Below are 6,336 nucleotides of genomic sequence, written 5' to 3'. Positions count from 1 at the left end.
CTGACTGACCGCCGGCTCAGGCCCCCTTATAACGCGCAGCGAAATGCGCGCTTACATCTCACCACCGTATTCCTGCTCGGAAACCTGGCGACCGGTTTCCTTGGCGTAGGCGCTGAATACCGCCTTTCGTTGCGCGTCCTGATACGCGCCGCCGAAACTCATGACGGAAAGCGGCTCGGCGGCGAGTGCCGTACCGAGCACAAGACCATAGGCAAGCGTCGTCGCTGCCAGCAACATGCGTGTTCTGAACATGGAACCCTCTCTGGAGACAGATTTGACTACCCGTCGCAGTGCCCGTCTTGGCTGCGGGCTATGAGGAAAGCCTATGTTGCGCCATCCTGCGGCGCAAATAAGTAGGTATCATGCGCACATGAGCGTTGCTTATCGAGATTGAACCGCGCAGCCCAATCTCGCCGAACAAACCGCTTTTTCGGCGCCCTTCGGCAACCGACTACTGCACAGTCAACAACCCGACCAGTCGACGGTGCGACATGTACCGCTGTTGTGTATCAGGCGTCCCTGGGGAGGACTGAAAGCACACGGGCAACGAATGCCGCGTACTCCTCCATGAAGTTACGCAGAAATTGCTCGGTCGATTGCACGGTGACCTCGCCATCGTCGGTAATGAGCCCGGGTGTGAATTGAATGTATGCTTCAGGGGCGTTCATCTGCGGGGAATTGCAGAAGCTCAGAACGCTGCGGAGGCTTTGCTGGGCCACAGCGGTGCCGATCGCACCCGGCGATGTCCCTATGACTGCCGAGGGTTTGCGCGTGAACGAGTTTTTGCCGTAAGGCCGGCTTGCCCAATCGATGGCGTTCTTCAGGCCGCCGGGAATCGACCGATTGTATTCCGGCGTCACGAACAAAACGGCATCTACCGCGGCGATCGCCTTCTTGAAATGACGAGCGGTCGGTGGAAAATCCGCATCATAGTCGTAGCTGTAAAGAGGAAGCTCCTTGAACGAAATCTCCGACATTTCGAGATGAGACGGAGCAAGCTTAACGAGCGCCAAAGCGAGCTTTCGATTGATCGAGTTTTTGGCCAGGCTTCCGATCAGGTATCCAACCGTATGCTTTTGCATAATAATTGCTCCCTTCTATGACATATGAGTCAACATCCACGCCTGGATGGCCACGCAGTCAGTATACGAAGCGTGAAGCTCTCTGTCAGAGGTTTTCATTCTGACCGCAGTAATTCCCCGAACGTCACTGACAGTTCGGTGCTTCCCTGTTCGGGAATACCAGCATTCTCGCGCGCCAGGTGGCCTATTGCTCTGGCGTGCCCGATTTCGCGCGTTCGGCGCCAAAAGTGTTGTAGCGGTGCCGACCGTCATGCCGTGGAGGGTCGTCGTCCCGCTCGGTGAAAGCGAGCCACCAGCGATCATCGACATCCATCGTTACGCCGCCGCCATTAGATGCCCATTGGACGGAGCCCTAGGGAACCATTGAGGCTCGGACACGGTCAAAGACCTGATCGTCGAAGCATTTCTTCGGGATACCGATCGCCCAAAATCTTGACTGCCTCCGCGCCGGCTCGGAGCTCATCGAAATCATCTCCAGTCAGGTCTACCGCCAACGCACCGAGGTTTTCCTCCAGGCGGTCAATCCTTCTCGTTCCGAAAAGCGGTACGATCCATGGCTTTTGGGCCAGCAGCCAAGCGAGCGCCACCTGAGCCAGGGTTGCATTCTTGCGCCGTCCCACCCGAGAGATCAGCTCTACGAGAGTCTGGTTCGCCTCCCTGTTTTCCGCCGTGAAGCGAGGAATCTGCCCGCGAAAATCGTTAGCTTCAAAGCTGGTGGTCGCGCCGATGGTCCCTGTCAGAAATCCCTTTCCAAGCGGACTGAAAGGAACGAGACCGACGCCCAGTTCTTCAAGCGTGGGAATGACATCGGCTTCCGGCTCACGCGTCCACAGTGAGTACTCGCTCTGAAGGGCTGCGACCGGCTGAACGGCGTGTGCACGGCGTATCGACGTAACACTGGCTTCCGAGAGGCCGAAGTACAGAACTTTGCCTTCAGCGATGAGGTCTTTGACCGTGCCCGCAACCTCTTCCATCGGCACTTCGGGATCGACGCGGTGCTGGTAGAGGAGATCAACATAGTCCGTGCGGAGCCGCTTCAGGCTGCCCTCGACCGCTTTGCGGATCTGACCGGGCCTGCTGTTGACGCCGCCAAGGTGCTCGCCGGTTGCCTGGTCGACGTTCCAGCCGAATTTCGTGGCGATCTTCACCCTGCCGCGAACGGCGCCAAGGGCTTCGCCGACCATTTCCTCGTTGGTCCACGGTCCATAGACTTCCGCCGTGTCGAAAAAGTCGATGCCGAGATCGACGGCTTTTCGCAGGAGGTCGATCATCTGCGGACGGTCGGGGATGTCGCGCGTTTTGCCGTAGCCCATGCAGCCAAGAGACAGGGCTGAAACTTCCAATCCTTGCCCAAGCTTGCGTTTTTGCATGTTGTCCTCCTGCTTTGTCGGAAAGACGGAGACGCTCGTGACGACACGCGCCACCAGCGCTTCCGAGCCATGGTGGCGCTTGGCAAAATCTAGCGCTGGCAGGATTGTTGGTTAAGTCGGTGTATTGCGCATGAACCTATATTTCAGGTTCATCAATGATGCGGAATGGGTGGGCGACATCTTCATCGGCTGGCGCCCACCCAACGGCCATCATGCCTTGCGGCGCAGACGCGGATAGGCTGAGGAGAATATCTCCTCCACGGGCGGATGACCGTATGTACGCTCTGGATAGCGGGCCATGAGGCGGTCGAACTGGTGCTGCGCCCGCGCCTGTTCCGCCTGCGCGTCAAAACCCGGAATCTTGCCGTCGACCATGACGAAGCGGCCGTCGATGATGACGTCGGTGACATCGCGGCCCGAGCTGCTCATCATCAGGGTCTGGATCGGGTCGATGACATGACCGATACGATCATGGCCCATATCGATAACGATGATATCCGCCTTCGCGCCCTGCTGCAGGCGGCCAAGATCCGGCCTTCTCAGAGCGTCCGCGCCACCGAGCGTTCCCGCGTCGAAATAGTGTTCCGAGCGCACGCTGTCGATCGAACCGTCCCTCACGCGCGAAAGCAGCACGCCGACCTGCATGTTCTGGATGAAATCCGGCGGCCAGGTGTCCGTGCCGAGGCCGATACGGATACCCATCGACCTGAACTTCGAAAAGCTATCCATGACGCCGGCATGGCGGGCCGAGACGACCGGGCAATGGACCAGCGTTGCGCCCGCATTCATGAGGATCTCGATATCGCGGCCGGAGCGATCGACATTGCGGGTGCCGGCGACGAGTTCCCCATGCGGCAACAACATGCGCTCGTTGAGCACACCGAGAGAATCCATCCATTCGAGCGGCGTCATGCCATAGGTCTCGATGATGCGGTTGAACTCGAGCTCCGACTGGCAGCAATGCTGCCGGATCGGGATATCGAGGTCGCGGCCGGCCGCCGCCGTACGGCGCATCATTTCGGGTGTGTTGGTTTCGAGCCGGTCGGGCGCCAGCATCGCGCGCACCAGCGGCGAGGCCTTTGCCTCGATACGCTCAGCGAACGCCAGCGATTCAGCGAAGCTGCGGAAGCCGCGTTCCTCGTCGTAATGGAAGGCGATCTTGCCGTTCTCGTCGACATAGCTGTTGCCACTGCGGTAGGCCGGTCCGAGATAGACGCGCAGGCCCAGCTCGTGTGCGGCGTCGGCTGCAGCAGAGAATTCCGCATCCGTTTCGCCCCATTCGCGATAAAACAGCGAGGCAATCGGCAGCGCCGTCGTCACGCCATTGCGGATGAGCTGGGCAAAGGCGTAGCGCTTCTGGAAGGCAAGCTCGTCTTGCGTATACATTTCATAGGCGCGGTCCATGTAGCTCTTCGGCCAGACCCGGCCCTTCTTCCAGGACGGCTGGTTGTCGAAGGCGAGGACAGTCGTGTCGAGATCGGAAAGCGCGTCGAGATCGACGAAACCGGGCGAGAGGATAGCGTTGCCGTAGTCAATGCGCTGAGCAACCTCGCCAGGATAGTCATGGCCGACGAAGACGACCTCGCTGCCTTGAAATACGACAACGCCGTCGTCATAGATCACATGGTGGCCGTCGTGATGGCCCACAACCCATCGCGCGGAGAGAAGGACCGGGCCGTCGATGCGGCCGGAGGCTGGAAGTGTCGTCATAGCAGTTGCCCATCGTTCAAATAATCACGACGAAACCGCGCTCGCGCGCGGCTCCGAGAATCTGCGGTGTGCGGCCAGAATGGTCCGGCTCACTTCTTCGGCGAAATGTCCCGCTTGAACCACTTGATGGCGAGGCGTGACAACGTTCCGTCGGCGATCGCGGCATTGATCGCGTCGTCGAACTTGGCCTTGAGTTCGGTATCGGCGTCCCGCAGGCCGACCGACTGTCCGCCACCCAGCGGACCGCCGGTGAACTCGGTGCCGGCAAACATCACCTGGTCGGCACCGATCTTCTCCAACGTGCGGTCGAGCGCGACGGGCGAGGCCATTACGCCGTCGATGCGGCCGGCCTGGAGGTCGAGATCGTGCTGTTCGGTCGACTTGTATTCGCGGAATTCGACGCCAGGAAACAGTTCGGTCATGATCTGGCCCGCGGTGGTGGAACCCTGGACGCCGATGACGATGCCGTCCATGAAGGGTAGCATCTCCGCGGCGGCGGCCTTTGCCCCCTCCTTGTCCTTGCCCATGTCGATCTGCTTGCCGACCGGCATTTTCGCGAGCGGCGAATCCTTGCGAACGAGGAAGGCGGCCGACCCGGTGCCGTAGTTGCGCGAGAAGGTGATGACCTTTTCACGTTCCTCAGTCTGCAGCATGCCAGCGACGATCGCGTCGAACTTGCCAGCGTTGAGCGACGGGATCAATCCGTCCCAGTCCTGCACGACGATGTCACATTTGACCTTCATGCGCGGGCAAATGTCCTCCAGCATATCGATCTCGTAACCCGCGAGCTTGCCGCCGGCCTCCGTGAAGTTCCAAGGCGCATAGGCGCCCTCCGTCGCGATCGTGATCGTGCGCTCCTCGGCCTGCGCTGCAGATGCTCCCAGGGCGACCCCAAGAGCGATGATTGTTTTACCAAGTGATTTCAACATAATGGCAGCTCCTCCTAGCCTATGTTCGAAAATCTTCACCGCTTGCCTCAGGCGGCAACCAGCGCGCCGTCCCGGGCAACCGGAACGCCTTTCCTGTAGACCGCCCGGCGAACCGGGCGGGATGCAACGGCATCGGCCGGCGTCTCTGCCCGCACGAGCACGAAGCTCGCCGCACAGCCGGGCTCCAGGCCGTAGGCGTCGATGTCCATCATTCTCGCGCCGCCGTCGGTGCAGAGCCGGAGCGCCAGTTCGATATGGACGTCGTTGATGAAATCGTTGCGCTGCGAGACGATCGCCGCACGGTCGAGCATGTCGGCGTTGCCGAAAGGCTGCCACGTATCGCGCACGCCATCGGAACCCGAGCAGATGTTGACGCCCATTTCCTTGAGGTCGAGTACCGGCGGGCGCGGGCTTGCCGCTCCGCCCTTGGTCATCAGGTGCACGCCGGCCTCCGCCATCATGCTGCCAAGCCTTGCAAGCGGCTTATCGGCGAGCATGCCGAGACAGAAACCGTGGCTGACCGTTACCCGCTGTGCCATGCCGAGCGCCTTCGTGCGCTCCACAATCAGTTCGATTGCGAAGACGCCGAGCGCATCGGGCTCGTGCAGGTGGATGTCGACCGGTTTGCCGTAGCGTTCCGCAAGGGCGAAGACCGTGTCCAGATGCCCCTTCGGGTCGCGGTCGACACCGGAGGGATCGAGGCCGCCGACGACGTCAGCGCCTTCGCGCATCGCCCGGTCCATCAGTTCCACCGTACCGGGGCGGATCAGCATGCCGCTCTGCGGGAAGGCGACGATCTGGATGTCGACGATATCGCGATAGCGCTCGCGCGAAGCCATCACGCCTTCGAGGCCGGCAAGGCCATATTCCGTGTCGATATCGACGTGGGTGCGAATATGGGTCGTGCCATTGGCGACGGACCGCTCGATCTGGGCCGCTGACTGGCGGGCGGGATCGATGCCGAGCACACGCTTCATGCGACGCTCGTTCTCGATCAGATCGATCAGTTCGAGACCGACATCGTTGCGATACCAGGGCATGCCAACCAGGGTCTTGTCGAGATGGGTGTGGGCATCGACGAGGCCGGGCAACATCAGCAGCCCCTCGCCGTCCACGACCCGCATCGCCTCGAAGCTTTGGGCGCCGTGTACAAAAATCTCGGCAATGCGGCCGTCACGGACGACGACATCTTTCGCCGCCTCGCCGTTCGGTCGCACATTGATGAGAACAAACTCTTCCTGCATC

At 60.7% G+C, this 6,336-nt stretch carries 6 protein-coding genes; all 6 read right to left on the bottom strand.

Annotated elements, in window-relative coordinates; translation table 11 throughout:
• Positions 1-51: 51 nt before the first annotated feature.
• A complete protein-coding gene (locus I8N66_RS31080; RefSeq protein ID WP_291162381.1) occupies positions 52-252 on the bottom strand; it encodes a hypothetical protein in 201 nt (66 codons plus the stop codon).
• Between the two features lie 257 nt (positions 253-509).
• Positions 510-1,082 (bottom strand): NADPH-dependent FMN reductase, encoded by a 573-nt coding sequence (locus I8N66_RS31075; protein ID WP_113537298.1) that lies wholly within the window; start codon positions 1,080-1,082, stop codon positions 510-512.
• 380 nt (positions 1,083-1,462) lie between these two features.
• A complete protein-coding gene (locus tag I8N66_RS31070) occupies positions 1,463-2,452 on the bottom strand; it encodes an aldo/keto reductase (protein WP_291162378.1) in 990 nt (329 codons plus the stop codon).
• 210 nt (positions 2,453-2,662) lie between these two features.
• Entirely contained in the window at positions 2,663-4,162 is a 1,500-nt protein-coding gene (locus tag I8N66_RS31065) for an amidohydrolase family protein (protein ID WP_291162376.1), read from the bottom strand.
• 89 nt (positions 4,163-4,251) lie between these two features.
• Positions 4,252-5,091, bottom strand: coding sequence for a transporter substrate-binding domain-containing protein (locus I8N66_RS31060; protein ID WP_291162374.1), 840 nt, complete (start codon positions 5,089-5,091; stop codon positions 4,252-4,254).
• 47 nt (positions 5,092-5,138) lie between these two features.
• Positions 5,139-6,336, bottom strand: a 1,198-nt coding sequence (locus I8N66_RS31055; protein ID WP_291162372.1) for an amidohydrolase family protein, incomplete at its 5' end; no start/stop codon positions are given.

This window comes from Ensifer sp. SSB1 (assembly GCF_016652895.1).
GTDB lineage: Bacteria > Pseudomonadota > Alphaproteobacteria > Rhizobiales > Rhizobiaceae > Ensifer.
This window is presented reverse-complemented; position numbering and strand designations above follow the sequence as displayed.

What these genes read in the sequence shown, in the direction of transcription:
- I8N66_RS31080 (WP_291162381.1), bottom strand. Translation starts at nt 252, where the DNA reads ATGTTCAGAACACGCATGTTGCTGGCAGCGACGACGCTTGCCTATGGT.
- I8N66_RS31075 (WP_113537298.1), bottom strand. Translation starts at nt 1,082, where the DNA reads ATGCAAAAGCATACGGTTGGATACCTGATCGGAAGCCTGGCCAAAAAC.
- I8N66_RS31070 (WP_291162378.1), bottom strand. Translation starts at nt 2,452, where the DNA reads ATGCAAAAACGCAAGCTTGGGCAAGGATTGGAAGTTTCAGCCCTGTCT.
- I8N66_RS31065 (WP_291162376.1), bottom strand. Translation starts at nt 4,162, where the DNA reads ATGACGACACTTCCAGCCTCCGGCCGCATCGACGGCCCGGTCCTTCTC.
- I8N66_RS31060 (WP_291162374.1), bottom strand. Translation starts at nt 5,091, where the DNA reads ATGTTGAAATCACTTGGTAAAACAATCATCGCTCTTGGGGTCGCCCTG.